This is a genomic window from Microcoleus sp. MON1_C1, assembly GCF_036701945.1.
Classification (GTDB): Bacteria; Cyanobacteriota; Cyanobacteriia; order Cyanobacteriales; family Microcoleaceae; genus Microcoleus.
The window spans coordinates 15,202-40,682 of sequence record NZ_JAUBRO010000057.1 but is presented as its reverse complement, the minus strand read 5'-3'; the positions used below and the strand labels follow the sequence as shown (position 1 = coordinate 40,682).

Sequence of the window (25,481 nt, the reverse complement as noted above, 5' to 3'; positions counted from 1 at the left end):
TAAATATAATCTTTTCAATTTTCCTAACTTGAAAAGATTTGATGCCTTTTCACAATTCATATAGGATTGCTATATTATAGCCTACCGCATCTTTATACAACTTTTGCTGCTGGCAAAAATCGGAAAACCCTTGCTCTTGAGCGTCATAAAATAAGCTACTACGCTTTTTAATCTCAACAACTATTCTAGGTGGCTTGTCTAATTCGTCATATATTAAGTAATCGGGTTTTAAGCCTGTTCCAGAACCTAAACTTCCAGTCGTTATCTGCTCGAACTTAAGACCTATAACCTCCCATATCAGGGGAATTAAGTGTGCTTTCATATCGGCTTCTGAGTAGTTACTTGGTAGAGATTTCCAGCGCTCTATTAACTTACTGATACTGGTTCCCATTTTTACCCCAAGAAGATTGTGGCTATCATTATTAAGTTTTACAGTACCATAAATAAACAAAAAAATCGCCCCTTCTCTAAAAGAGCAAAGGGCGATCGACTTTTTAACTCAACTAATTAATGACTGTGCCCGTGCCCGTGAGAATGGCTGTGCCCGCCATGAGAATGCCCGTGATCACCATGAGAATGACCGTGCTCGCCATGAGAATGCCCGTGCCCTTCATGAGAATGCGCGTGCTCGCGGTGCGCCGAAGCCAAACTCGGATTAACAGCAACCGCAGTCTCACTCAACAACGCTTCAATCTGCGGATTTGCCCACTCTGCCGCCATTTTCAGAAACTCTGGATGGTCGTTAACGCAAGGTAATTTGCGGTAAGTAACTCCTTGACGCTGTTTCTGCAAAGACTCAATAATGTGGTCTACATCTAACAAAGTTTCGTGATTTTCTGTCGCAAATCCGATCGGCATAAACACGATCGCAGTTGCACCCAGATCGATCAAATTCTTCGCAGCCAACGTCGCATCCGGCTGTGTCCACTCAATCAGCGGCGTGTCGTGATTCAGCCAACCTACCGAAATCAAAGGATAGCGATACATCAAACGTTCCCGCACGCGATCGTACAAAGCTTGACTTTCCACAATTCCCGAAGTAAAGCCCTTCGCCTTGTGCGGACAACCGTGATTCATCAGCACAATCCCAATCTGAGAAGGCAAATGCGCTACAGCTAAATCGTTCTTAATTTCCTCTTCAACCAAACGCGCCATCAAATCGATGTAAGCAGGTTCATCGTAAAAAGAAGGAATGTAGCGTTGTCCTTTTACCCAATGTTCTTTGCCATCAAAGGTTTGTGCTAAAGCTTTATTCACCTGTTCGACTGCAATGCCGCTGGTGAAAACAGAATCAACTACCAACAGCGGATAAATCAGAATTTTGTCAAATCCTTCAGCTTGAATTTGAGGGATTACTTGTTCCGGCAAAAACGGCGCGCAAAAGTTAAAAGCTTTGAACACTTTTACTTTATCGCCCCATTTCTCCTGTAAATTCTTTTCAATCCCGGCGCGCTGCTGTTCAAAAATTGCATTGTGCGGCGAAACGAATTGACCGTGTTGGTGACTCCACTCGTGCAAGTCAAAGATTGCTAAAATCTTCGCTAGCGGCGGATAAATCCAAAGCGGTACTGGCGCAAACTTGGCCGTAAGCAAATTTAAAGCTTGTTCGTTGTAGTTGGCAAAATCGTCGTAGCTTTCGACTTCGCCGTAACCCATCAGTAATACAGCAACCCGATCATTACTTGCGGGTGCTGCAGATGTTTTGGACTCGATTTTTTCTGGAGAAGCAACCACTTTGTATTCCTCAATTTTATTTATTCTAAGAGATCCAGGCAGGATGAAGGGTGAATGGGAGATTTTTCATTGTTTGCGATCGCACGACTGACGTGCGCGGGGCTGATTCCCGGTTTCTGCGCCCATACTTCCCGGTCAAACCTCTTATTTATCCTAGAAACCGGATTGATGAGCATCAGTCCTAAGTGGGTTTTTTGACCGTGACCCCAAATTCGTAGCAGCTAAGCTGGGAGGCCTCTAATTTTCACAATCCTGTTTCTTTAAGCTTTTGTGGGGTCGGCTTCGACGCCGCCAGAAAAGTTAAATCTAAATACAGAACTGCTTAAAACTAGAATCAGGCTTTGCTAAGCTTGACAGGGAATGGGGTCGGGGGGGATAAGTTTTATGTTTTCTTAAGACTCCCTCACCTTGCCTCAGATTAAAGCTGTTTGGAGCGTTCCCAGCTTTTAACTTGGGGGGATACTCTTCAAACTTGACTCTATTATAAGTTTAACACCCTATCCCCAGGGGTAGTATATGATATAGTAGGCATATGATAAAGTTATGTTGCGAACTATATTAACTTTCTTGACGAACTATGAGACTGGTAATTTGCCCCGGAGTCCACGAACCAAAGCTAACCGACTGTTTCCTGGCGGGACTTTCGGGGCTTTGGGGAGTGGCAGCCGATCGCCAAAACCAGCAAATAGTCGATCGTGTCAAGATTTTTCCCGCTCATAAATATCCACCTTTTTCAGCTCTTGACATATTCCACTTTTTGTGCAGCGAAGAGTTAGGAGGAGAAAGTCTAGTATTTGTCAGCTTTTCGGCAGGAGTAGCCGGGGCGATCGGGGCGGCTTGGATGTGGCAGCAACTCGGCGGCAAAGTCGGGGCTTTTTTTGCCTTAGACGGTTGGGGAGTACCCCTGGGGGGCAATTTTCCCATCCACCGAATCAGCCACGATCGCTTTACGCACTGGAGTTCAGCAATTCTCGGTGGCGGTGGAGAAAGCTTTTATGCAGATCCCGCGATCGAACATTTGGATTTATGGCGAACTCCCCAAACGGCCAAAGGCTGGCACGTCAGCCAAACCGCCGCCGGCATTGAGACTGTCGCACCCACAACCGCAGCAAAATTTTTAGTCCACCTATTGAAACAATACGGAGTCCAATCAGTTGTTTAATCTAAATTTAGTATCCTCCGCGATCGCACCTATTGCCACCATCGCCCGCCTCGACAATTCTGTCGCTTCAGGCACAACAAACACCATCAAACAGTGGTTAATATTTAGCGCCTCAGCATTTTTAGTCTCAATTCCAGTCTTCGTGCAAGCACCGTTAGTGCGCTTATATCCAACCATCAGTTTGCTGTCAACTATCCCCTGGTTCGTTGTGAGTTTAATTCTAATTTTCCGCCCCAAAACACAACTTTGGGGAGATTTATTATTAGGATTTGCGGGATGTTGGCTGGCAGGTTCTATCTATTGGGGCTGGTTCAGATGGGAACCAATTTTACATCTACCTATAGAATCAATTGGCTTGCCTTTTGCTATTTGGTGCTTGGGCAAATCTTGGGGAAAAGTGGGCGGCTATTTTTATTTAGGTTCGCTCTTGGGCACTGCCATTACTGATTTATATTTTTATTTAACTGGGTTGATGCCCTACTGGCGGCAAGTGATGCACGCGGAACCGGAATTAGCTATGCCGATTTTTCAAAGTGCGATCGGTCAAATCGAAACTCCTTGGGGCATAGGTTGCGCTCTAGTTTTAATCGCTGTGTTGCTAACAGTCGGTTTGCTGAGTTTGCGCGATCGAGAACTGCACTGGCGCGCTTTCAGCGGAGCTGTGTTAAGCACGCTTTTGGTAGATGGTTTATTTTGGCTGGCTGCTTCTGCTGCTTAATATCTATGATTAGTTTTTATGTGGGTGATTTTTGACCGCAAATGTGGGCGGATTGACGCAGGTTAACGCAGAGTTTTTTGATGGATATAGTCTTGAGATTCCTGACTTTTTTTTTAAGAAGTCGGGAATTTGGGCATTTACTGAACAATTATGAGTTAAAATCTAAAATCTAAAATCTAAGAATCCCAAATCAATATCATGTCTTTCATTTCAATTCGCGGTGTAGAACATTATTACGAGTGGATAACGGCAGATAACACGGCCCAACCTAGCGGGAAACCAGTGATGGTATTTCTGCACGGCTGGGCGGGTTCAGCGCGCTACTGGGAAAGCACGGCCCGGGCTATTGCTGATGATTTTGATTGTTTGCTTTACGATATGAGAGGTTTTGGTCGATCGCCCTTGCCAAAAGAGCCTCCTGAGTCCAGCTACGAACTCGAAACCTATGCCCGCGACTTAGCGGAATTATTAGAATCTCTGAATTTAAGCCGCGTCTTTCTCAATGCTCACTCCACAGGTGCATCAATTGCTACTTTATTTCTCAACCTTTACCCCGAAAAAGTAGAAAAAGCAATTCTCACTTGCAGCGGGATTTTTGAATACGACGAAAAATCTTTTACAACTTTTCACAAATTCGGTGGCTATGTGGTAAAATTTAGACCGTCTTGGTTGGCATCGATCCCCTTTGCCGATCGGCTATTTATGGCCCGGTTTTTGCGCCGTTCCCTGCCCACAGAGGTCAGTCTGGCGTTTCTCAAGGATTTTTTAATGGCAGACGAGCAAGCTGCTATAGGTACAATGGTGACGGCCGTCAGCAAAAGAGCAGCCGAGGAAATGCCCCAAGAATTTGCGCGGCTGAGTGTTCCCACACTGCTTGTGGCCGGAGAATTCGACCAAATTATCCCCGCCGTCATGGGAGAGCAAGCAGCCTCCCTCAGCAAAAAAGTAGAATTTGTTATAATTCCGAATACGGCTCACTTTCCGATGCTGGAGGATGCCGCAACATATTTGCAGCGAATTCGAGAATTTTTGCCAGCAGCGGCTTAGCTGAGTTATTGTTCATCTAATGTACGATCGGACAAGCAAGCTTTGAGAACGGCTTTTGCTCCGATCTTAATTTTTAATTCCTAATTTCTTAAAGCGAAAGGTGGTACAATGAACGACCTCGACCAATACTATAAAGTGCTGGGACTGTTGCCGGGAGCTTCCAGAGAAGAAATTAGCCAAGCCTACAAGGATTTAGCGTTCATTTGGCACCCCGATCGCATCCCCAAAGACAATCCCAGACTACTACAGAAAGCTGAAGAAAAGATTAAGGAAATTAATCAAGCTCGCGAAAAATTGCGATCGATTCAACCAAGAGGTCAGAATCAGAACGTTCAGCAAAAACATACTCAGCACAAACACACCCAGTACCAAAACACCCAGCAAAAACACACCCAGCACCAAAACACCCAGCAACAAAACGCTCAGTACAGAAACACTCAGCAACAAAACACCCAGCAACAAAATACTCAGTACAGAAACACTCAGCAACAAACTACCCAGCAACAAAATACCCAGTACAGAAATACTCAGCAACAAAATACCCAGCAACAAAATACTCAGTACAGAAACACCCAGCAACAAAATACCCAGCAACAAAATACCCAGCAACAAAATACCCAGCAACCCAATACTCAGCAACCCAATACTCAGCAACCCAATACTCAGTACCAAAACACTCAGCAACCCAATACTCAGTACCAAAACACTCAGTACCAAAACACTCAGTACCAAAACAATCAGTACAGAAATAGTCAGTATCCCAACACCCAGCACCAAAACACCCAGCCACCATCGGCCAACCCAAAAGAACCCCGCTACTCTTCTGAACCCTCTTCAGGAAAATATGCTGGAAATTATGCGGGAAACTATGGGGGAAACCCTGCAGGGCCCTATTCAGAGGCGTCCCGCTACCAATCGCAGCCGCCGCCATCTCAGTCATCTCCGTCTTACCGCCAAGCTGGGCCGCAAGCTCCCGATTTGAGCGGTTCCAACTTCAAAGGAGCTTCCTTAAAAGAAAAGGATTTTTCAGGAAGAAACTTGAGCAATGCAAACCTGAGTGAAGCCGACTTAAGTGATGCTTTTCTACACAACGTCAATCTCACAGGCGCGAATTTGCACCAAGCAAACTTGTTCAGGGCCAATTTGTTAGGAGCTTGTTTGATCAATGCCAACTTGAGAGAAAGCAACTTAATCGGAGCCGATTTGAGCGGTGCTGACTTGAGCGGTGCTGACTTAACAGGAGCGAAAATCGGTTACGGCGATCGAGTTATGGTCAAACTTACCCGGACTACATTAACAGGTACAATCTTACCCGACGGTACTGTTCATAGCTAAATTATTTAGTTTTTAGTCAGTCGTTGTAGACGCGGGTTTTACCCGCAATATTTGCTGCAACTCCAAATACAAAAAAATCCGCCCTTCGCGAATTTTGGATCAAAACTTATATTCTGTCCGCTAGAACAACCGCAATAAAATTGGTTCGTAGTGAGGGCGTTCGTCGTCAGAATTGTATGAGGACTTGCATTCCTCGCTGCGTACCCATAATGGTTAAATTACTTGACATGAGATTACGCGATCGCGATCGCACAAACCGAGTTTTTTACCCGGTTCAAGAACTGCAAGAGGTCTTTTCGTTCATCAAACCCCGTTTCTGTCTCCAACACGGCTAATCGAGATTCATATTACAGCAACCGCCAAAATGGTTCCTGTTCTGTTTTTTCCTTCTTCCTTCTTCCTTCTTCCTTCTTACTTCTTCCTTCTTCCTTCTTCCTTCTTCCTTCTTCCTTCCGTTATTAATTACTTCAGCCACGGCGATTGCGTAACTTTCGTCCAGCAGCCAGCATAGCGCCTCCCGCCATCAAACCCCCCACAGTCATCGGTTCGGGCACCGGCTCAGGTTGAACCGTCCCCACAGAACCGCCTTTAATAAATACAGCAGAATCTAACTTGCCATCGCCCACATCTTTAATGCGGATACTGAGAACATTCGTCTGATTTTGCTTGAGCAAACCCTCAAAACCTAAAACTTTAGTAAAACCGTCGAGCTTAACGATGTTAGCAGCAATACCTGTCAAACTTGGGCTGTCAATATAGTCGCGATGATCTTTAGAGCGATTATTTGGATCGGGAACAAGATTATTAATCGTAACTGTTTTTCCGTCGCTCAATTTTGCCAAATTAATGCCGTTCAGCAGCAGTTCAAAATCGTCATTATATTTAGAACCGCCGAACTCAGGAAACTCCTCAGAAGCAAATACATATTGAAAGAACAACTTTTCAACCGTGCTATTAGCAAAAAAGCTGAGGTTTAACTGAGTCAGATCCCCCTGTTCACCCTTAGCACCAAAGTCCGTGCTTAAATCGCTGTCCTTTGTCGTGAAGTTATCTTTCCGATTCTGACCCGGTAGATCGGCGACTCTACCAGTGCTCAGAACAACACCTGATGTCAAACCGAAGGGGTCCTTAGTGAAAGTACCAAAAGCAGCCGAATTACCCGTAATTGAAACAGAAAAATTACTCAACCCGACTGCATTAGCCCCCAATAAATTATTTTTTAAAGTCTCAGTGTTATTAGTTGCCCCTACCGAAAATGCCATTGCTGGCGCTGCCAACAAACTCAGAGCAGTAGTTAATGTAGCTGTTAAGGCAGCAATTTTGTGACTAATTATCATAAATTTTTCCTGGAAGATACAAACCTGATTCTCTGCACAACTTCATTTTTACATTATATAACTATTAATGTCTAGCATCTTTACAATAACTTTACATATAAGTGAATTTACGCTTTTGGTGGTTATTTTGTTGGGTAGTTATTGGCAGTTTGTCCGCCTATAAACCTCAGCGAAAAAATAGGGAGGCAAAAATACACGTACACAGACTAATAATTTCATGACTTACGCACTGGAGACAAAAGAAACCAGGTTTTAATACCGTTTGCTATATTCAAAATGACTAATGACTAATGACTAATGACTCATGACCTCGCCCAAAAAACGGATATCAGCCCCCCAATCCTGTCGTAGAGATATCAAAATTTTTGACCCTAGTTCAACCTCGCAGATTCATCTCTGGAGTAAATCTAAAATCGTTGAGTCGCCGAAGTCTCGCCCCCGTCTGAAATCTAAAATCTCTAATCGACTGACTGTTGACTAAAACCCCCTTGCTTCTCCTTCGCCGCGCCGGTCGGCAGCCCCCTCCAACCAACCATCCGTAGTCAGGACGATCGCATTGGCATTGCCCCAGCCGTCACCTTCGACAATCTGGTGTCCCCGCCGCCGCAACTCCGAAAGCGTCGCAGCCTCAAAACCTCCCCGTTCCACCATCAGGCGATCGGGCTGCCACTGGTGGTGTATCCGAGGTGCAGACACAGCATCGCTGACATTCATGTCGTAAACCAACACGTTCAGCACTATTTGCAACACCGTAGTAATAATCGTGCTGCCTCCGGGAGCTCCCGCTGCGAGGCGAAATTTGCCATTTTCTGTCACGATGACCGGCGTCATGCTGGATAAAGGAGTTTTCCCCGGGGCGATCGAATTTGCCTCCCCGCCCACCAAACCAAACAAATTCGGCACTCCCGGCGCCGCTGCAAAATCATCCATCTCGTTGTTGAGCAAAATTCCCGTACCCGCGGCCACGACTCCAGCCCCAAAACCGCCATTCACCGTAAACGTTAAGCTTACTACATTACGCTCTTTGTCAACTACCGTCAGGTGGGTAGTTTCGGGAGACTCCCACAGGAGACGGTTCAAAGTTTCAGCGTCAACAGCCTTTACCTCGCTGGAGGGTCTGGCTTTTGACATTTGGATTTGCGATCGTCTCAATTTGCCATAATTGCTGCTAGTCAGAGCTTTGACCGGTACCCTCACAAAATCCGGGTCGCCCAAATACTGTGCCCGGTCAGCATAAGCAATCCTCATGCTCTCCGCCAGTAAATGTAGCGTATCTGGACTTGGCCTCCCCAACCTCTTGAGATCCGTCTCTCCCAGAATATTTAAGATTTGCAACAAATGAACGCCCCCGGAAGAAGGAGGCGACATGGCGCAAATTTCGTAAGTGCGAAAGTTCCCGCAAACGGGATTCCGCCAAATCGGCGTATAGTTTTTCAAATCTTCCAGAGTGATAATGCCGCCGTTTTTAGCCATGTCGGCGGCGATCGCCCGCGCAATGTCCCCGGTATAAAAACTTTGCGGATTTTGTGCAATCTGCCGCAAAGTCCGCGCCAAATCCCGCTGCACCAAAAGCTCACCCGGCTGGTATAAAATGCCACCGCGAGTAAAAACCTCCCGCGCCGCCCGGTTTTTGTTGAGCACATCCTGTCGTCGCCCGGTAGCCGTGGTAAACCGCGAACTTACCGGAAAGCCTTTTTCAGCCAGGGCGATCGCCGGCGCCACCACCTGGGCCCAAGGCAACTTACCATACTCGCGGTGCACCGTATAAAGTCCAGCCACAGTGCCCGGAATACCCGCCGCCAAATGCCCGTCCAGACTGGCCCTTTGGCGCACCTTGCCTTGCTTGTCGAGGTACATATCCCGCGCCGCACGTTTCGCAGCTCGTTCCCGGAAATCCAGCGCCTGCACAGCCCCCGTTTCCGCCCGCCGCAGGAGCAAAAAACCCCCGCCGCCGATACCCGCCGAAAAAGGCTCCACCACCGAAATCGCCAAAGCCGTAGCAGCCGCCGCATCCACTGCATTTCCTCCCTGTTGTAGCAGGGCCAGCCCCGCAGCGCTCGCCAGAGGGTGAGCTGAAACTGCCATTCCCTGTTTGCTGCGCTGTTGCTGCAAGGTTGTCTGTAGCTGCTGCTGGCAGCCGCCCAACACCAAGACTGTTAGGCAACCAGTATAAATTTGCACTTTGCTCAAGAACTTTGGCAACATTTTTTACGGGTGAGGCGAGGATTTTTTATAGTATACTTTTAGGAGCATCTTCCCTAAAACCTAAATGCGGTACTGAGTTCAACCGCAAATAAATTACCTGTTATGGCAGATGGGGAAACGATTTGACCCTGGGAACCTCTCGCGGTACAAGAGGAAGAGAGAAAAGAGGGACATCTTATGGCAATTTAATAATTAAACAAGTTGAAAAAAGCATTTTTTTTGAGAATATACTGATTTCAAAAAAGCTGATAAGCGCCGAAAAATGGCGTTGATGATTTACTGTATGAAATGCTAAAGAGGCAAATTAGAGAAACCAATATTCATAAAGCTTCGGAATTATCAAATTATCTTTTTTTCCAGCCTGATTAAACATCGCCAGTAAATGAAACCTCAAAAATAATTAACTCAAACTTTTAGGTGATTGCTATGGTAATGCAACACTTAGCAGACTTAGCAGAGCAGTTTTTGGGCAGTTGTTCGACTGGTGAGTTAATCAATAAAACAGGTTTGTAGTGAGGACTTTGACGGGAGCATCTCATATGTGTAAAAACACTTCTTCTGACTCCTTCCTTCTGACTCTTTCCCCCTGACTCCTGGCTCCTGGCTCCTAACTCCAATTTGGGGCTGGGCTGCTTTCATTGAGATGCTCCCACTTTGACCTCACTCGCACGCCCCTGGCGCCGGAGAAAAAATTTTACGATCGGCGATTAACTGGAATCGATCTGAGTTAGAGACCCGGTTTTTTAGTAGATATATAGTTCTCAAACCAATATTTTTGGGTGAGGCCGGGTTTTTCTGGGTAAGTTATATTAAACCAAAAATATGCGATCGACTTTAGGAAAATTCCAATCCCCCGATAAAACCCTAAATGCCTCGCAGCCGAGGCCTGTGTCAGAAAAATTGCCGCCCAAATAGTCTGCACTCCGTCTTTTAACGCCTTTCCCCCCCTTATGGTAGATCACACTCAGGTTGGTAAGCCTGTTATATTGGCAGTATATAGGCAAGTTTCGGGAATACTGGTAGTTACACGTAAAGGAGTCAGAGTGTCTGCTTCCAGACTCTACTTCGGCGAACAACTACCAAACCACACCTCATGCAAGTTATGAACAGCCAAAAAGTTAGTGTAATCATTCCTGCATTCAATGCTGCCGACACTCTGGCCGAGACAGTTGCCTCCGTACTCAAGGGCACCCACAAGAATCTAGAAATTTTAATTGTTGATGACTATTCTACTGATGCTACTGACAAAGTTGCTGCTAAGCTGGTCGAGCAAGATTCGAGAATTAAATACTTCAGGAATTCCCAAAATTACGGGGTTTCTAAGTCGAGAAATTTAATGATATATCGCGCCACAGGCGAGTATGTAGCGTTTATCGATAGCGACGATACCTGGGAACCCAATAAGTTAGAAGTTTGTTTGAAGATGCTCGCAGACAATCCCGAAGTCAAAGCTGTGGCTCACGCTTTGCGATATTTAGACAAGCACGGAAAGAAGTTGAGTTATATTCCCACCTATCCTACAACTAAAGCAGAAATGCAGGCGATTAAGGAGACAGGCGAAAGTCCTTGGGTTTTCCCGTCTTCTGTTGTAGTCGATCGCTCCATTCTTGTCAAAGAAGGCGGGTTTGCAGAAGATTGGGAGGTAGGAGAAGATACAGAGTTATTTACCAAACTTGCTCAAAAGTACGGCTTGCTAGCGGCGACAGAACCTTTGGGAAATTATAGAATTAGAGGGAAATCTCTCACAGATAAGCACTGGCTGAAAAAGCGCATAGCTTCTGATTGCGTCAAGGAAAACCAACTGCGGCGCTTGCGGGGAGAAAAAGAGTTATCACTCCACGAGTACGAACAGTTATGTTTTAAGAATTTGCCGCTTTTGCAAAGGCTTAACAAATTGCGAGAAGTTTTGGCACTGCACTACATGAGAAAGCTGGGACAAAGTTGGTTAAATCGGGAGGTTTTGCCTACTATTGTTTACGGTGTCGCTACCACCGTGCTCAATCCGCAAGCTACTGTCAACAAGTGGAAATGGATGAAGACTCACGAAAAGTTGAGTCATCAAACGGCAGAAGGTATTGGTTATTCGCCAGAATTAAACCCCCAGCGATCGTCTGAAATCGGGGGGCTGTCCTAAAGGATGTTATAGTTGTATAGCCTTTCTCAGTAACATGAGGTGCACGCTTGATATAGGGCATAGGGCATAGGGCATAGGGCATACCTCACTTTATTGAGAACTGCTATATGCGGGTTTAGTCAAGAAATTAGGTACTGCCAATAAAGCCGAATCGAAGCCGATCGCCCAGAGACTGGTTAAGACGCGATATTGGGGTTTTGAGCCGTATTTGACTGTTAATATCCTGTCGGATCAATTACCCGCAATACCAGCTACAGCGGCTTGCAGCCGTGCGATGGGACACGATATACAAATCTTTGAAAGCGGCGATCGTATGTCAGCCTTGATTTATTCGACCGCCAGCTTCAACCCTATACAGGGCGAAAATAGCAGCGTTCCCGCACCGTGCTATTTGCTGCGAAAACAGTTACACTAAATATCATAATATAAGTAAAGAGCCAAGTTTTTTGAATGAAAAAATGGGTAGCAAACCCCTTTTTGAAGCAGAAAATAAAAGGAAAAATTTAGCAAAAATTCTGCTTTCTACCTTCAGAGGCCGCTCGCCTTTTTATTTGGAATTAGATTGAATTTATGGACTGGCAAGAAATTTCGGGCAACTGGGTATTAATTCCTTCAAGACCGATCGCGATCGTACATTTTCTCGGCGGTGCATTTGTGGCGACAGCACCGCAACTCACCTATCGCTGGCTGTTAGAAGCTTTGGGGAACCAAGGATATCTTGTAGTCGCAACGCCGTTTGTCAATACTTTGGATCATATTGCGATCGCCCGCGATGTCCTTAACAAATTTGAAAATGCCCTCGATCGCCTGCGCGGCACTAAATTGCTCAAATCTTCCTATCTCCCCGTTTACGGCATGGGACACAGCATGGGATGCAAACTCCACCTCCTCATCGGTTCTGTATTTGACGTAGAAAGGGCAGGCAATATTCTGATTTCTTTCAACAATTATGCGGCATCCGAAGCAATCCCGATCGTCGAGCAAATTTCCCCCGTCTTTAACGTCGAGTTTACCCCTTCCCCGCAAGAGACTAATCGCCTCGTCCAAGATAGCTATCAAATCCGGCGCAATCTTTTAGTCAAATTTAACGGCGACAACATCGACCAAACCCTGCTGTTGACCAAACTGCTAAAAGCACGATTTCCCGACATGATTACAGTTCAGACTCTGACTGGCAACCATCAAACGCCATTGGGGCAAGATGTTAGCTGGCCTGTGGGTCAAATTTTTACACCCTTCGACGCGATCGGGCAATGGGTCAAACAAGAAGTGTATCGAGAATTAAATGAATTAAAACGGACAATTCTGCTGTGGCTTAATCCTCTGTCCCGCGTTTAAAACCCGATGAACCCCTTAATCAGAAATTTCCTCTACCACTTCCAAAATATCATCTTCATTGTTCGGCCTTGAGACAGGAGTATAATTTTTGACCATCGACAAACAGTTCCGTCCATCAGCCGTTCTCACATAACTAATACTGTCTGCGATGTCTTTAATCAATTTTAGACCCCGCCCGCCGGGAGAGTTAATATCGACTTTTTCCGAAATATCTTTGATTTTTTGCTCTAAATCAAACGGATCGCCCGAGTCCCAAATTTTAATCTCTAAAGATTCAGCGAACACCGCCACCTGAATGTCAACACGCAAATCCGGTGGTTTGCCCTTGTGGGCGTGACGCACCGCATTCGTAAAGCCCTCAGCCAAAGCCAACTGACACCTTATCCACACACTTGTAGGAATTCGCGAGTCGTACAATTGTGCAAACCACGACAAAACCCAGCTTAATCCATTCAGACCTGTATTGACTTGAAGATCCGCTTTTTTTAGCATCGGCAACTTTTCGGAACCCTTTAATTCAATCACGCTCACCACAGAAGTTCTTCATCGGCCGGTGGGCAAAATACACCGAGACAAAATACAACCAGATAAAATACAACGAGACAAAGTATAACGGCGGCAAAATTGAATGGTAGTTTGAGGATACTAGCTTTGGTGGGCCGTCGAGCGCTCTCTAATCCACTAATCGGTTAGTCACTATACCATAAATAGCACTTTCCTGTCAACCAGCGCCTGTGGCAAATAAAAGTCTATAAAAATTTATATTCTGAGTATAAACTGAGTGAAGTTCGATCGCGCCAAATTTCTATCAAATTTTAACGTAAATTGAACTCAACGACCCGCTGTCAAAAGCAATTACCTCGAAAGCGATGCCAATAAACTATACTCAATCTCAGACAAGGGCGCTGACAGGATATATTTTAAATGACCCCCAGACCTTGAAAAACTTGTAGTACCTAAGTGCCCATGTTTCAAATTCTGGTTATTGACGATGATACGGCTGTTCAAGAACTGCTGAGAAGAACCCTGAAAAAACAGGGTTACGAAGTAACAGTAGCAAGCAATGGCGAAGACGGTGTAGCCCAGGCGCAAAAATTGCGTCCGGCCCTGATAATTTGCGATTGGATCATGCCGCGCTTGACCGGCATCGATGTCTGCCGTCGAGTTAAGGCAGATCCGGATCTGTCAACTACACAATTCTTTTTGTTGACTTCTTTGGGTTCGATCGCCGATCGAGTCAAAGGGCTCGATGCAGGTGCCGACGATTTTATCTCCAAGCCGATCGAACTCAACGAATTACAGGCCAGAGTACGCGCGGGATTGAGGCTGCACCAACTCAGCCGAGATTTGAAAATAGCCAAGCAAAGTCTGGAAGCAGAGTTAGCCGAGGCGGCCGAGTACGTGCAATCGCTGCTGCCAGATCCGATGACGGAACCTATCAGCATTGAGGCAAAATTCATTCCCTCCCGGCAGTTGGGGGGAGATTGCTTCGACTACAACTGGCTAGATGCCGATTATTTGGCGATTTACTTGCTCGACGTAGCCGGTCACGGTTTGCGGGCGGCGCTGCCTTCTGTGGCAGTGCTGAATTTGCTGCGATCGCGCGCGCTCCCCAACATAGACTACTACAAACCCAGCGACGTTTTGCGCGCCCTGAACACCACCTTCCAGATGAGCTACCAAAATGACAAGTATTTCACCATCTGGTATGGCGTTTACAACCGCATTTCTCGCCAGCTAGTTTATGCCAGCGCCGGCCATCCACCGGCCGTGTTGATTTCCCAGTCGCCTGCGAGCACTGCTAAAATCCAGCGATTAAAAACCCCCGGAATGCCTGTCGGGATGTTCCCCGACGCCCCCTATGTCGATAATTGCTGCGATGTCGAGGATTTGAGCACTCTCTACATCTTTAGCGACGGGGTATACGAGATCCACCAACCTGACGGCAATATCTGGGGGCTTGACCCTTTCGTAGATTTGTTAGCAGCTTACAACGGTGCAAGTGCCGACCAGTTAGAGCTGGTTTTGAACTACATTCAAAAGTTGAACGCTAAAGCAGTTTTTGATGATGATTGGTCTTTACTCAAGGTAAACTTTGGCTAGCTGACTTCTTGCATTGCATCTGCGACCAAATAGCAAGAAGGCAGCAGCCCAAAGATTTAGTTAGTTGAAGGAATTTTGCTATTAAAAGCATCGCGGGTCGGAAATATCTCGAAAACTCGATCCATGCTGGTGAGTTCAAATAAGATGCGGATTTGCTCGTTGATAGAACAGACAACTAATTGACTCCCAGCGGCCCGGACTGTTTTGAGCGCCAAGACTAAAGCGCCTAAACCAGAACTATCCATAAATGTCACATCAGTGAAGTCTATCAATACCACATCGGCTCCCGCTTCCACTAGGTCGCTAATCTCTTGGCGGAATTGACTTGCCTTGGTGCCGTCTAAAATGCCAGAGGGCTGAATAATTTTAACTACAGGACTCATATTTTGCGGTGGGAATGTCAGAATTTCTAGCCAGACTAGGCTAGTATAGCTGCGAGATGGACTCCGATCCAAATAAGAGAGGGGAAAAGCGCCAGAGCCTGAGAGCGGGAGAATAGTGTTGAGCGCAAAAGATGGTCATCTTCGCGGATCGTAACGCCGATCGGAGTCGCAGCGCTTCGCGGGGAGTAAATTTTGAGATAGGGACAATCTTGGTTCTGCCGAATGCCTTCTGGTATTAATCAAACTCGGCTAACTTTGGCGCGGTAGAGCAGTTTGTCGCCTTGTCTGTAGCCTGTGTAGCGGACTTTGACGGGTTCTCCGGGCTCGGCTGTTCCTTCCATGAGCTGGTGCTGTTGGGGGTTGTAGGGAATCTCGGCTCCAACTGGGGCGATCGACTCCACTCCCCAATGCTCCAATAACTGCTCGACGGGCCGCAGCAAGGGCAGTAGTTTCTGAGCCCGCAAGTTGTGATTTTCCTGAGCTTTGCTCGCAGCAGTCGGCCACTGCAACATCCAAGATTCTAAAATTTGCACGCACGAGAGCTGGAATTCCTGCAGCAAAGATTCTCGCTGCTGTTCGATCGCAGCTTGCAGGCGCTGATATTCTTGTTCTAGGGCTGTCGGTGGTGCCTGTTCTAACTCTACATAGTCTGGCGCCAAGGTTGCGAGCAGTTCATTTAAGGAAATTTCCAAAGCTTGACTGATTTTGAGCAGGATGTTGGCTCGGGTTTGCAAAGCTAAGCCGCGACGCAGGCGGATGACCTGAATTTCGGGAACTCCTGCTTTTTGGCTGAGTTCTCGATCGCTCGAAAGCCCCGCCTGTTGCATCAGGCGTTGCAGTTGAGGAGAATAATCGGGAATATTGGCAGTCACGAAAAACTCATCCAAATTAATAAATGGACATATTCTCGATCCTAAGCTGTCAGGAGCATTAACGAAATACATTTTTGGGGCGGACCCAACAGCCCGCCCCACAAGACTTTCGCAATTTATTCCGATGCAAGTTCAATTATTGAAAGCTTGCTATTTGACGGCTACTTTTTCCCGGGCGGCGGCTGTTGCAGTTGTCGCAGAACCTTGCAAATGCGCTTCTAGGAACCACAAACGCTTGTCAATTGCCCGCGAAATTTCGGTATACAGATCCGCTGTATCGGCATCGCCGAGTTCGTCTGTTTTGTCGATCGCGACTCGCAGGTGTTGGGCGTAGGGTGCGTAGCGATCGGCCAAAGCCGTCACATATTCTTTCCCATCTAAAATGTCGAAAGGAAACTCTGGCAGGATCGAATCTGCGGCGGCTGTGCGGGCTGTTCCTACAGCCAAACCGCCCAAAGCAGTTACCCGTTCGGCAACCAAATCGATGTATTCTTCGAGTTCTGTGGCCATTTCGTCAAATAGCAAGTGCAACTGGTAGAAGTCCATGCCTTTAACGTTCCAGTGAGCTTGCTTGACTTGAGTTTTTAAGTCCAGAGTCGTTGCCAGCGTGGCGTTTAGCAGCCCGACTACTTGAGAGCGGGTGGCGGCTGACATATCGATGCGGGTGGGGTAAAGATGTTGTTTGTGATTGTTGGTAGTCATAGGTTTTTAGCTTGTTATTAGTGATTGTCGATCGAACTTCTTAGAAAGGTTTGGGCGAGAGAATATTTGACTGTTGTGAATTTCTGTTGAGAGGCTCAGGCTAGGTGCATCTGCAACACGGCACGGGTAGCTCGGCGTACTTTACAGCGGATAGTTTCTAAACCGAGACGCTGGCAAGCTTCGTATCGGTGGCAGCCGGAAAATCCGTAATACTGACCATCTACTTCTAGCACATCGATGGGTTCGTTTAAACCTACCTCGCGGATGGATTCCATGAGGGTGGCTACTTTGGTTTGGTCGTTGACTCGCGGCAGGGGGCGGCGAATCTGGTTGAGGGGTATTTCTTCGATCCTCATGGCGGCTGTCTGTTTTGCTTCTTGTTAAATCATACTCGTTATGACTTCGTGTTGTCAATAAATATGAGGACTTACGCAAAAACCTGGTTTCTGCAGGGAATATGGGGGTTAGAAAATCTCAACTACTGCTATCTTGGCAGGCAATCCCAAAAAAGAAGTATGAATTGGTAACACGCAGTACAGATAGGATTTTTCATGCCTTTCGATAGATCGATCGACCTCAACCTTCTAGCTACAGTGGGAGAAAAGATAAATTGTGGCTTGAAATTATGGCATCCTCCCAACCCCTCAAAGGCATTGAATTGATCGACTGCGCCAAAGCTAACGCCCAACAAGGAATCGCCACAGCCGCGAACCTTTGCGGCTACGGAGGCGACCTCAACACCTTCGAGCGGGAACTGAAAAAGGCTTGCCAAGACATAGGCGTCGAAGTCAAGGAGTTAAGCGACTTGATTACAGCTCAGCAGATGATGAAACAAGGAATGGGTATTGAAGTCGCTCCAGATACTCCCTCAGAACTCTAGGCTCAATCTCCACGGCACCAGTTTTAGGGCTAAGATTGCCCCGACACCAGTATTTTGAGTCTGCTAGCTGAGGCAGGCTAGAATGTTTTGCATGGGAGCTTCCGACTTTAGCCAGGAGTCGCGTTTTCTCCCGCGAAGAGGGTGCTTTCTGGAGGGTGCTGAGATTGTTAGGAGGACTGTCGTGTCAGATCAGCAAGACCGAATTATGCGTTTGTTTATAGAGGAGGCTAAGGAGCACCTCGATACTCTAGAAAATGGTTTAGTGGATTTAAAGTCCACGATGAAAGACCCCGAAAGCGTCCAAGAGATGTTTCGAGCCGCCCATTCCGTGAAAGGAGGGGCGGCTATGCTCGGCTTAGATAGTATTAAAACAACCGCTCACCGCTTGGAAGATTGTTTTAAGGTGCTCAAGGACGGGCCCGTCAAGCAGGTTGACCAAACGGCAGAATCCCTATTTTTAAAGGGAGTTGATACGCTTAAGGACTTGCTGGGGCGACTGGAGGGGCCTTTCGGCTTGAGGAATGAGGAGGGAGAAAAACTCGTGCAGCAGGTGATGCCTGTTTTTGCTCAACTGGAAACTCACCTCAATAAATTGGGGTCGGGCAAAGTGCAGGCTGCTGGGTCTGGTACGCCCGCCGCTCCAACAGCGGGCGCTGTGCCGGCGAATTTTGCTGTTGAAGTGATGACTTTACTCAAAGAAATGTTGCAGGTGTTCAAGCAGAAAGAATCGGCTGCTAGTCGCTCTGAGTTGACGGCTGTGTGCGTTCGCCTCTATAAGTTGGGAGGTAAAATTGAGACTTGGCAAAATTTAGTAAAAACCGCTAGAGCAGCGATCGTTAATCCCAAAAACTCTTATAAAGTCTTAGCTCCGCTGATTATCAAAGAACTCAAGGAAGCTGGCGATTTAGTACAAGGGGGGAAAGTCAAGACGATCGTTCCGAGTAAAAATTTGCTACTTTTGGCAGCAAGCCCAAAACCAGCAGAGACAAGCGCCGCAGCAGCCCCAGCCGCAGCGTCGAAGCAAGTAGCACTTCCAGCCGAACCGAAGGCGGTAGTCAAGCTTTTGCTCAAAACTTTCAACAAAAAGCAACTCTCGGAAATCGCCAAATTACTGGTTAACGCCATCAAATCCTCGAACTAGGAGGTGTTGCAGTAGAAGATAGAGTCAAAGCAATATTTGTGAGGCGGATAATTTTCTTGTGGGTGCTGGCAGCCGCTCGTTGAGCAGCAACTCGAGAAAATTCACTCATTCGAGATTTTTTCCCTCTACCTTCTACTGTTGGGCAACCCTGCGTTAGAATTAGTGGATATGTAGGCGTGCAATATTGTACCAGAATTAAAAATCGAGCAGGCTTTATAAGGCGGTAGCTGTGAAACCAATACGTTCATTAGAAGATGCTTTAAACCGCTGTCAGGCGATGGGAATGCGCTTGAGCCGCCAGCGTCGATTTATTCTAGAACTTTTGTGGGAGGCAAAAGAACACCTCTCAGCTCGCGAAATTTACGATCGCCTCAACAAACAAGCGCATTCGATAGGTCATACTTCTGTCTATCAAAATCTAGAAGCTTTGTCGAGAGAAGGGATTATTGAGTGCATAGAACGCTCAGAGGGACGCTTGTACGGCAATGTCAGCGACTCTCACTCTCACGTCAATTGTCTTGATACGGCTCAGATTCTGGACGTTCATGTGGAATTGCCGATCGACTTGATCGAGCAAATCCAACAGCAAACTGGTGTCAGAATTGTAGACTACCGGATAGATTTCTACGGATATCGCTCGGCCGAGTCCGCTACGCAAGCATCGAGTGTCAGCGATACGCCAAAGGCTTCGTAACCGATAAAGCCGCCGCTGTTGGAAGCAAAACAGATCTTTGTGAGCGGCCGGTCGGTCGTATAAAATGATTCAAGTATTTAGCTGCGCTCGATCTGTTTTTTTGCGTCGCCCGCCGGAATTCGGCACAGTATAAAAAACAGTAGAAAAAAAGGAAAACAGAAAAATGAAACTCGATCGGCAAGTTTGGCGATCGGGAATAAAATTTACGACTAAACCCAAAAAATCAATCCTACCCCCTACAGGTAAAAGTGTAGACCAAATCCGGCTTTATACGCCCTTTATTTTTTAATCGGCTTGGAGCGGAGCAAAGTTTGTGTAGTTGCGGTTTCAACCGCTGAGTCCGATAGTGGAATTTGTGACCCGGATTTAATATGAGAGGTTAGTTGAATCCCTCCCACAATTCATCTGCAGAGTCAATTTTAAAATCTAAAATCTAAAATCTAAAATCTAAAATTGATGGACTGACGGGGCTTTATACTGTTTTTTCTGCTAAACGGCCCCGGGATCTGTCAATAACTGTTTGATAACTGGTATGATTTACGTGCTTCGAGAGCCTAAAATACTCGGAAGCAACCAGTGGGGCCAGACACGAACCTCACTATAAAACGCCGTAGAGGGAAAGATTGCCAGTACCTTGAAGGAAGTTCTCGATCTCCTTAACAGGAGTCAGAAGCCGACATCACAATCTATAGATTTGATGTGGGAGTGTCACATTCTAGTGCGCATTACAGGACAGGCTGAAGTAATGGCGAGACGACAATCTGACCAATTCCACACACCACCGCAATACAACCCATCCCCTAAACCGACGGCACAGTTCAGTGCAGAGGCGACAGGCGATGCGAGTTCCTCAGTAACGGCGCTGCCGACCGAGGGAAAAAGAACTTTTTGGCAGTGGCAGCTTATCTGGCTGAGTCTCCTGGTGGGATTTGGAGTAACCGGTGCCGCTGCATTTCTGTGGTTGCTGACGATGCCGCCACCGCCGAATTGCCAGCAACTGTCGCCGCTGGCGGCGGACGGAGAGCGACTTTACTGCGCTCAACAAGCTGCTAAGTCGGGCAAGCTAGAACAGCTAGAATCGGCAATGGCATTGGTGCAGGCTTGGCCGAAAGAACATCCGCTATACTCGCAAGGTCAACATTTGATAGGAGAATGGTCGAAAGCCATTCTGGGGTTTGCCAGGGCAAAAATTGAGAGGGGCGATTTGAAGGGTGCTCTGGAGATTGTGGCGAAAATTCCGAAAACCAGTCCGTCTTACCCCGAGGTACAGGAGGCTGTTACTGCTTGGGAAAAAAATTGGCAGGAGGGCCAAAAACTCTACGATACAGCCCTAGCAGCTTTGAAAAGTGAGGATTTAAGGAAGGCTTGGGATTATGCTCAAGCTCTGTTCAAGCTGGAAAATGTTTTCTGGAGTCAGAAACGGTACAACGAGCTGATCCAGCAGATTTCTTTGGAAAGAAACGGCTGGCAGCGCTTGCAAGAGGCTAGAGATTTGGCGACGGAGGGAACTCCGCAAAAATTCGCTGAGGCGATCGTCTTGGCTCGTAAAATAGACCCGCAGCTTTTTGCCCGCGCTAAAGCTGAGAAGGAAATTGAGGGCTGGAGCCGGACTTTGCTGGCAATGGCTACTAAGCGGTTGGGGGCGAAAGACCTGCCGGGGGCGATCGAGGCTGCTTCTGTGGTGCCGCAGGATTCGCCGCTGTTTGCGGAAGCTCAAGATTTGATGCAGTTGGGTAGGGCTCAGGCAGTGACGTGGAACCAGTCGATATCAACTCCGCTGCCGCAACACATTTTTAGCTTGCTGGAAGGGCAGGGGGCTGCTAGCCAAATTGCTCCGGGTCGCCCTCTGTACAAGCAAGCTCAAGTTCAAATTGAAAATTTGCAGGTGCAGTTTCAAGATTTGCTGCGTCTGCAAGTGGCGAGCACGATCGCTAGTGTCGGTCAGATAGGGACGTTTGCACTCGCGATCGAGCAAGCGCAAACCATCGGACTTAAGCAGCCGCGGCGGGTTCACGCTCAAACTTTGGTGGCTGCTTGGCGTCGGGAAATTCAGCGGATCGAAGACCAATCTTTTCTGACTCTGGCGAAGCAGTTGGCAGAACCGCAAACGGTTGAAGGACTCAAGGGCGGCATGGCTCAGCTACTCCTGATCGCTCTAAACCGCCCCCGCAGGATAGAGGCGCAAACTCTCTTGGCTCAGTGGACGAAACGCATAGAAGTTATTCAAGATCAGCCTTTGTTGGATGAAGCTATAGCCCTGGCGAAGCAAGGAAAACTTAGTGCTGCTATTGAAAAAGCTTCGGCAATTAAGAGCGGTAGGACTTTGTACGCGAAAGCTCAGGATAATGTCTATCAGTGGGTGAGCGAACTGCAAGTTGCTCAAGACAGACCGATTCTGGATCGAGCTTTGGAATTGGCGTCTCAAGGCAGTCTAGGAGCGGCGATCGATACGGCTTCCCAAATCGGTTACGGTAGGGCGCTGTATTCAGAGGCGGCAGGTGCGATCGGGCGCTGGAGTGCCGAACTTAGAGCCAATACTGCACCGCCACCGGAACCCGCTCGCGAGTACGCGCCAGCTCCGGAACAGGAGTATGCGCCAGCTCCGCAACAGGAGTATGCGCCAGCTCCGCAACAGGAGTACGCGCCAGCTCCGCAACAGGAGGAGTATGCGCCGGCTCCCGAGCCTTACTATCCGCCCGCGAGACAAGAGGCCCCGGCTCCAGAGCCGGAACCTTACTATCCGCCCGCTCCAGAGCCGGAACCTTACTATCCGCCCGCCCGGGAGCCGGAACCGGAACCTTACTATCCGCCCGCTCCAGAGCCGGAACCTTACTATCCGCCCGCGAGACAAGAGGCCCCGGCTCCGGAACCGGAACCAGCTCCTCCTCCGGCTCCGGCTCCGGAACCAGCGCCGCCCTCGATTCCTGAATCGGCTGGGCCTCCTGATGGTAATTTGCTCCCCGAGTAATTGGGTTTTCGCGCGATCGAGCTCTAAAATCTCCAATCTAAAATCAAGTGAGTAATTTCCAACTGCTGACGATCGATGGCGACCCCATTTTCCGGCTGGGGCTGCGAGTCGCTTGCGAGCAGTATCCCGACTTGCAAGTTGTCGCAGAGGTTTCAAGGGGAACCGAAGCTTTGCGAGTTCTAGAAGCTCGCTCGCTCGAATCGGTCGCAGCCAAGAAACCCGCAGATTTGGTAATTTTGGCTGTTGAGGCTTTAAATTTGCGATCGGGTCCAACAGAGGCGCTGGCATTTTGTCGCGAACTCAAAAGTTTGTACCCCAACCTGCCCCTGTTGCTGCTAGGCGGGCCGCTGACACCGGAGCTGTTGGCCCAAGTACAGGCTACGGGCGCGAATGGCTATTGTGCTAAAGGTAGAGATATTTCCCTGACAATCGAAGCTATTCGCGCGGTGGCATCTGGTCGCACTTATTGGGCGACCGATGCGGCAGCTAACTCGGAAATAGAACTAAATGCAGCGGTGGTTCAAACAGTAGAAAACTCCGCAGCAATTGCAGATAAAAATGCAGATGATCGGACAATTGATACGCCAGTACACAAAAAAATGCTGGCTTATTTTTTTCACTCTGGACTACGGGAAATAGATGCAACTTTGGCGGTTGTCCAAGCTGATTTGCAAGATATCAGAGCCGCATATCCGACTGATTTGCCCTCTATTTTAGATGGGGTTGTACTCAGCGGGCGCCGCAGAGAATTGCTGGCAGCTCGCTGGATTGTCAGTCAGTTATTATTTGAAGGAAAAGGGGAGAAGGCAGAAGGCAGAAGGCAGAGGGCAGAAGGCAGAGGGGAGAAAGAAGAAATTAGAAGCGAGAATCTGTTAAATAATTCTCAATCGCAATTAGCGAATTCCCAAGTTTCGGCTGCATCTTTGGTGGTTGCAACTAATTGGCAAGGTAGCTTGTTTGACTCGGTGGCGGCTAAATTGCAGTTTGAGTTGGTGAATTTGACTGGGTTGCCTTTGGAAATCGATATTTTGCGATCGCCCAAAAAGCGTGAATTGATGAGTTCCATCCTGCGGAAGTTAAAGGATTTGCTGGAGGAATTGCGCTTTTCGCAAGTGCAGCAAACTCAATTGTCGCAAAAAATGCCTGCTATTTTAGGGGATTTGTGGGAGGCGACAATCATAGATTTTTTTGGCAGATACTATACACTGCAAACGGGAGAAACTCGGGTTTTTGATGGCAGTCAAACAAGCTGGAAACTGGCAGAAAGTCAAGGGGGAAGCGCTGCTGATATCTTGGCAGGCAGCGGCGTAGAAGTTGTGCCGATGCTGCTGGCAGATGCTGATGTAGTTGCAGCAGAAATCCTTGACAAAATACCCATGACAGTTGATTTTTTTGCACATTTGCTATTTGAAATTCCTCTAACAGTTGACAATATTTCTTGTGTTTCTGGCAGCCCGGAAGCAATGCAGCGAGCTGAAGCTTTGTTGGAAAATTTGGCAATACAAGTTGCTAGCGGAGTGGTACAGCCTCTACTAAATAATTTGGCAAATATTGAAGAAATCAAGCAAATTTTTTACGATGGTAAGTTGATTTCGACGCGAGAAATTGAGAGATTCCGGAATGATTTGTCGTGGAGATATAGCTGGGATAGATATTTTGTGGAACCGAAAGCTATTTTTGAAAGCAGGTTTTGGCTGTTTGTTTTGGGCGATTCGGGAATTAAGAAAATTTCTATTTATTCTCCGAGAAATCATGAGTTAGCACAGCTTTCTGGGTGGCAGTTAGCCTTGACTTTGCTGCTGGAAACCAGGGATGCGATCGCACCTAGAGTTCGCGCGGTTATTTCGCTGTTGGGTGCTGGCGTTGTTTACGTTTTGACTCAGGTTATAGGGCGGGGAATTGGTTTGATCGGGCGGGGAATTATCCAGGGGATTGGTAATTCTTTACAAGATAGCAAGTTTGGGAAAAATGGGTGACGGTTGGGCAACGAGTAGTAGAAAATCTTGCATAAATCTTTGAGGTAAGGCGGAAACCGCAGATTAACCGGGATTAATGCTGATTCTTTTTAAAATATTTGGCGAATGCGTGCAATAGTTCTGGTGTAGGGAAGTTAACGGATTTGATATAATTGGTGATTGGTGATTGGTGGTATTATAGATAAAACTTAATGCTATAAGGTTGAAATTTTATGAGTATTATGATAGCGATAGATGCCGATCGCATAAACAGTTTAGATTTGTCTCCGGTGCGGACTGTGATTGAAAAGTGGCTGGCCGAAGGAGCGATCGCCCAAAACGAACAACAGCTACAATTTGAAATTGAGTATCCCCGCGAAGAGTTAGATCCGCGAGAAATTTCGGAAATTCCCGAAGTGCGGCTGTGGTTTATTCGCTTGGATGCTTGTTACCCTTGGCTGCCATTTTTGCTGGATTGGAAAGCGGGAGAACTGGCGCGCTATGCCGCGATGTTGGTGCCGCACCAGTTCCACCGCACCCAAGGTATTCAGTACAATCCTGAAGCTTTGGAAATGTTTTTGATGAACAAAATTTTTGTGTTGACTGATTGGTTGAATCAGCAGGGAATTCCCAGTAAATCGAAGTTGATGGCGATGTCGCAGATGTTTGGTTATGATTTGGATGATGCTTTTTTTGATGTGATTGTCCCGCACAAATAAGCGATCGCGCCTCTAACTAACATACTGCTAATTAGGTAAGCTACTATACCTTAA

25 protein-coding genes are annotated in these 25,481 nt (G+C 47.3%); 14 read left to right on the top strand and 11 right to left on the bottom strand.

Annotation, left to right across the window (positions count from 1 at the left end; genetic code table 11):
• Positions 1 to 49 precede the first annotated feature (49 nt).
• Both QUA62_RS24735 and QUA62_RS24730 read right to left on the bottom strand, forming a co-directional pair.
• Complete coding sequence (locus QUA62_RS24735; RefSeq protein WP_333407410.1) at positions 50 to 451, bottom strand: hypothetical protein; 402 nt, start codon at positions 449 to 451, stop codon at positions 50 to 52.
• Between the two features lie 56 nt (positions 452 to 507).
• Positions 508 to 1,734: a ferrochelatase gene (locus QUA62_RS24730; protein ID WP_333407408.1), complete on the bottom strand. Its 1,227-nt coding sequence runs from the start codon at positions 1,732 to 1,734 to the stop codon at positions 508 to 510.
• A gap of 577 nt (positions 1,735 to 2,311) precedes the next feature.
• Here QUA62_RS24730 and QUA62_RS24725 point away from each other — a divergent pair.
• The 4 genes from QUA62_RS24725 to QUA62_RS24710 all read left to right on the top strand — a co-directional run bounded on the left by QUA62_RS24725 (position 2,312) and on the right by QUA62_RS24710 (position 5,996).
• Positions 2,312 to 2,896, top strand: coding sequence for a hypothetical protein (locus QUA62_RS24725; RefSeq protein ID WP_333407406.1), 585 nt, complete (start codon positions 2,312 to 2,314; stop codon positions 2,894 to 2,896).
• Entirely contained in the window at positions 2,889 to 3,614 is a 726-nt protein-coding gene (locus QUA62_RS24720) for a DUF3120 domain-containing protein (RefSeq protein WP_333407404.1), read from the top strand. The genes QUA62_RS24725 and QUA62_RS24720 overlap by 8 nt, the downstream gene beginning before the upstream one ends.
• Positions 3,615 to 3,812: 198 nt before the next feature.
• The gene (locus QUA62_RS24715) at positions 3,813 to 4,661 is read left to right on the top strand and encodes an alpha/beta hydrolase (RefSeq protein ID WP_333289031.1); all 849 of its coding nucleotides are present in this window, start codon (positions 3,813 to 3,815) and stop codon (positions 4,659 to 4,661) included.
• Positions 4,662 to 4,769: 108 nt separating this feature from the next.
• The gene (locus QUA62_RS24710; protein ID WP_333407402.1) at positions 4,770 to 5,996 is read left to right on the top strand and encodes a pentapeptide repeat-containing protein; all 1,227 of its coding nucleotides are present in this window, start codon (positions 4,770 to 4,772) and stop codon (positions 5,994 to 5,996) included.
• A 331-nt stretch (positions 5,997 to 6,327) separates the two neighbouring features.
• Here QUA62_RS24710 and QUA62_RS24705 read toward each other — a convergent pair whose 3' ends face one another.
• The 3 genes from QUA62_RS24705 to ggt all read right to left on the bottom strand — a co-directional run bounded on the left by QUA62_RS24705 (position 6,328) and on the right by ggt (position 9,538).
• A complete protein-coding gene (locus QUA62_RS24705; protein WP_333407400.1) occupies positions 6,328 to 6,471 on the bottom strand; it encodes a hypothetical protein in 144 nt (47 codons plus the stop codon).
• The gene (locus QUA62_RS24700; RefSeq protein WP_333407398.1) at positions 6,464 to 7,333 is read right to left on the bottom strand and encodes a choice-of-anchor L family PEP-CTERM protein; all 870 of its coding nucleotides are present in this window, start codon (positions 7,331 to 7,333) and stop codon (positions 6,464 to 6,466) included. Before QUA62_RS24700 ends, QUA62_RS24705 begins: the two co-directional genes overlap by 8 nt.
• A 477-nt stretch (positions 7,334 to 7,810) precedes the next feature.
• Positions 7,811 to 9,538, bottom strand: coding sequence for a gamma-glutamyltransferase (ggt, locus tag QUA62_RS24695; RefSeq protein ID WP_333407396.1), 1,728 nt, complete (start codon positions 9,536 to 9,538; stop codon positions 7,811 to 7,813).
• Positions 9,539 to 10,640: 1,102 nt separating this feature from the next.
• On the opposite strand from ggt, the gene QUA62_RS24690 reads away from it, so the two are divergent.
• The 3 genes from QUA62_RS24690 to QUA62_RS24680 all read left to right on the top strand — a co-directional run bounded on the left by QUA62_RS24690 (position 10,641) and on the right by QUA62_RS24680 (position 13,010).
• Positions 10,641 to 11,672, top strand: a complete 1,032-nt coding sequence (locus QUA62_RS24690) for a glycosyltransferase family 2 protein (RefSeq protein ID WP_333407394.1) — start codon at positions 10,641 to 10,643, stop codon at positions 11,670 to 11,672.
• Positions 11,673 to 11,880: 208 nt separating this feature from the next.
• Entirely contained in the window at positions 11,881 to 12,087 is a 207-nt protein-coding gene (locus QUA62_RS24685) for a hypothetical protein (protein ID WP_333407392.1), read from the top strand.
• A 155-nt stretch (positions 12,088 to 12,242) separates the two neighbouring features.
• Entirely contained in the window at positions 12,243 to 13,010 is a 768-nt protein-coding gene (locus QUA62_RS24680) for a DUF1350 family protein (protein ID WP_333407390.1), read from the top strand.
• A 15-nt stretch (positions 13,011 to 13,025) separates the two neighbouring features.
• Here the strand turns inward: QUA62_RS24680 and QUA62_RS24675 are convergent, their stop codons facing one another.
• Positions 13,026 to 13,544, bottom strand: a complete 519-nt coding sequence (locus QUA62_RS24675; protein WP_333407388.1) for an anti-sigma regulatory factor — start codon at positions 13,542 to 13,544, stop codon at positions 13,026 to 13,028.
• A gap of 432 nt (positions 13,545 to 13,976) precedes the next feature.
• On the opposite strand from QUA62_RS24675, the gene QUA62_RS24670 reads away from it, so the two are divergent.
• Complete coding sequence (locus QUA62_RS24670; protein ID WP_333218707.1) at positions 13,977 to 15,113, top strand: SpoIIE family protein phosphatase; 1,137 nt, start codon at positions 13,977 to 13,979, stop codon at positions 15,111 to 15,113.
• A 56-nt stretch (positions 15,114 to 15,169) separates the two neighbouring features.
• On the opposite strand, the gene QUA62_RS24665 is transcribed toward QUA62_RS24670, so the two are convergent.
• The 4 genes from QUA62_RS24665 to QUA62_RS24650 form a co-directional block, all read right to left on the bottom strand.
• Positions 15,170 to 15,496: an STAS domain-containing protein gene (locus QUA62_RS24665; protein ID WP_006632013.1), complete on the bottom strand. Its 327-nt coding sequence runs from the start codon at positions 15,494 to 15,496 to the stop codon at positions 15,170 to 15,172.
• A 239-nt stretch (positions 15,497 to 15,735) separates the two neighbouring features.
• The gene (locus QUA62_RS24660; protein ID WP_333407386.1) at positions 15,736 to 16,440 is read right to left on the bottom strand and encodes a helix-turn-helix domain-containing protein; all 705 of its coding nucleotides are present in this window, start codon (positions 16,438 to 16,440) and stop codon (positions 15,736 to 15,738) included.
• Positions 16,441 to 16,518: 78 nt separating this feature from the next.
• Positions 16,519 to 17,070, bottom strand: a complete 552-nt coding sequence (gene dps / locus QUA62_RS24655) for a DNA starvation/stationary phase protection protein Dps (protein ID WP_333407384.1) — start codon at positions 17,068 to 17,070, stop codon at positions 16,519 to 16,521.
• 95 nt (positions 17,071 to 17,165) lie between these two features.
• Complete coding sequence (locus tag QUA62_RS24650; RefSeq protein ID WP_333095231.1) at positions 17,166 to 17,426, bottom strand: sulfiredoxin; 261 nt, start codon at positions 17,424 to 17,426, stop codon at positions 17,166 to 17,168.
• Between the two features lie 269 nt (positions 17,427 to 17,695).
• On the opposite strand from QUA62_RS24650, the gene QUA62_RS24645 reads away from it, so the two are divergent.
• Both QUA62_RS24645 and QUA62_RS24640 read left to right on the top strand, forming a co-directional pair.
• A complete protein-coding gene (locus tag QUA62_RS24645; RefSeq protein ID WP_333218713.1) occupies positions 17,696 to 17,950 on the top strand; it encodes a hypothetical protein in 255 nt (84 codons plus the stop codon).
• An 82-nt stretch (positions 17,951 to 18,032) separates the two neighbouring features.
• Positions 18,033 to 19,091 (top strand): Hpt domain-containing protein, encoded by a 1,059-nt coding sequence (locus QUA62_RS24640; protein ID WP_333218714.1) that lies wholly within the window; start codon positions 18,033 to 18,035, stop codon positions 19,089 to 19,091.
• Here the strand turns inward: QUA62_RS24640 and QUA62_RS24635 are convergent.
• Positions 19,075 to 19,200, bottom strand: coding sequence for a hypothetical protein (locus QUA62_RS24635; RefSeq protein ID WP_333407382.1), 126 nt, complete (start codon positions 19,198 to 19,200; stop codon positions 19,075 to 19,077). The two genes, QUA62_RS24640 and QUA62_RS24635, sit on opposite strands and share 17 nt — an antisense overlap.
• 120 nt (positions 19,201 to 19,320) lie before the next feature.
• Here QUA62_RS24635 and QUA62_RS24630 point away from each other — a divergent pair, with 120 nt between their 5' ends.
• The 4 genes from QUA62_RS24630 (at position 19,321) to QUA62_RS24615 (ending at position 25,427) form a co-directional block, all read left to right on the top strand.
• Complete coding sequence (locus tag QUA62_RS24630) at positions 19,321 to 19,785, top strand: transcriptional repressor (protein ID WP_190656145.1); 465 nt, start codon at positions 19,321 to 19,323, stop codon at positions 19,783 to 19,785.
• A 745-nt stretch (positions 19,786 to 20,530) separates the two neighbouring features.
• Positions 20,531 to 22,753 carry a hypothetical protein gene (locus QUA62_RS24625; protein WP_333407380.1) on the top strand — a complete coding sequence of 741 codons (2,223 nt, stop codon included), beginning with the start codon at positions 20,531 to 20,533 and terminating at the stop codon, positions 22,751 to 22,753.
• A 47-nt stretch (positions 22,754 to 22,800) separates the two neighbouring features.
• Complete coding sequence (locus QUA62_RS24620) at positions 22,801 to 24,729, top strand: DUF3685 domain-containing protein (protein ID WP_333407378.1); 1,929 nt, start codon at positions 22,801 to 22,803, stop codon at positions 24,727 to 24,729.
• Between the two features lie 212 nt (positions 24,730 to 24,941).
• The gene (locus tag QUA62_RS24615) at positions 24,942 to 25,427 is read left to right on the top strand and encodes a CRR6 family NdhI maturation factor (protein ID WP_190733530.1); all 486 of its coding nucleotides are present in this window, start codon (positions 24,942 to 24,944) and stop codon (positions 25,425 to 25,427) included.
• Positions 25,428 to 25,481: the final 54 nt, after the last annotated feature.